A 1,461-nucleotide genomic window follows, 5' to 3' on the forward strand; every position below is an offset into this window, starting at 1 on the left:
TAGAACCCGTTCTGACCGCCTTCTTCTTTTCATTCGGACCAACGCAGGGAATTTTACAACATGGCCAAAATCGTCGTCGTGACTCCGGCAAGGGTGGCGTGGGCAAGACCACCACCAGTGCCAGCTTCGCATCCGGCCTCGCACTGCGCGGCCACAAGACCGCGGTGATCGACTTCGACGTCGGCCTGCGCAACCTGGACCTCATCATGGGCTGCGAGCGCCGCGTGGTGTATGACCTCATCAACGTGATCCAGGGCGAGGCCAACCTGAACCAGGCCCTCATCAAGGACAAGCAGTGCGACAACCTGTTCGTGCTGGCCGCCAGCCAGACGCGCGACAAGGATGCGCTCACGCAGGACGGCGTGGAGAAGATCCTGAACGACCTGTCCGGCATGGGCTTCGAGTACATCGTCTGCGACTCGCCCGCCGGCATCGAGAGCGGCGCGCTCATGGCCATGCACTTCGCCGACGAGGCGCTGCTGGTGACCAACCCCGAGGTGTCCTCGGTGCGCGACTCCGACCGCATCCTGGGCATGCTGGGCAGCAAGACCAAGCGCGCCATCGCCGGCGGCGAGCCCGTGAAGGAGCACCTGCTCATCACGCGCTACAACCCCAACCGCGTGGAAGACGGGCAGATGCTGTCGCTGGAGGACATCCAGGACATCCTGCGCATCGAGCTGATCGGCGTGGTGCCCGAATCCGAGAACGTGCTGCAGGCCTCCAACCAGGGCACGCCGGCCATCCACATGCAGGGCACCGACGTGTCCGAGGCCTACAAGGACGTGGTGGCCCGCTTCCTCGGCGAGGACAAGCCCCTGCGGTTCATCGACGCGCACAAGCCCGGCTTCTTCAAACGCATCTTCGGCGGGAGGTAACGCATGTCTCTGTTGTCTTTCCTGCTGGGCGAGAAAAAGAAGACCGCCTCGGTCGCCAAGGAGCGCCTGCAGATCATCCTCGCGCACGAACGCAACGGCCGCAACGCCTCCACGCCCGACTACCTGCCCGCGCTGCAGCGCGAACTGGTGGCGGTGATCTCCAAGTACGTGTCGATCCACGCCGACGACATCAAGGTGCACCTGGAGCGCCAGGACAACCTGGAAGTGCTGGAGGTCAAGATCGAGCTGCCCGACGGCGTGAAATAGCCGCCGCCCTGGCCGTTCGCTCCCCGCCGCGCCGCGGTGCCCCCTCGAGAGGGGCCCGCGGCGCCGTCATTTGCGGATCTCGGCCTGCAGCGCGGGCGCGGCGCCCAGCGGGTGCTCGGTGTAGAACGTGCCGCCGTGGTAGAGCAGCGGCGAGGCGCCCGTGCGGTGGCTGCAGCGCTCCACCTCGCCCACGAAGATCGTGTGGTCGCCCTCCACGTACTGGCTGCGGTTGAAGCACTCGAACACCGCCGCGGCGCCGTCCAGCACCGGGGCGCCGGCGATGCCCGGCTGGTGGGCCACGCCGGCCCAGCGGTCCACG

General features: G+C 66.7%; 2 protein-coding genes and 1 pseudogene. 2 read left to right on the top strand and 1 reads right to left on the bottom strand.

What is annotated here, in order from left to right:
- Window positions 1-60: 60 nt before the first annotated feature.
- Together minD and minE are read left to right on the top strand one after the other, a co-directional pair.
- Window positions 61-875: pseudogene (gene minD, locus AC27KI_RS24685) on the top strand (septum site-determining protein MinD).
- Window positions 876-878: 3 nt separating this feature from the next.
- Window positions 879-1,142: a cell division topological specificity factor MinE gene (gene minE / locus AC27KI_RS24690; RefSeq protein ID WP_092744488.1), complete on the top strand. Its 264-nt coding sequence runs from the start codon at window positions 879-881 to the stop codon at window positions 1,140-1,142.
- A gap of 66 nt (window positions 1,143-1,208) precedes the next feature.
- On the opposite strand, the gene AC27KI_RS24695 is transcribed toward minE, so the two are convergent.
- Window positions 1,209-1,461: flavin reductase family protein (locus AC27KI_RS24695; RefSeq protein ID WP_487116411.1), on the bottom strand; the 253-nt coding region annotated here is incomplete at its 5' end.

This window comes from Acidovorax sp. KPB24-03 (genome assembly GCF_057546605.1).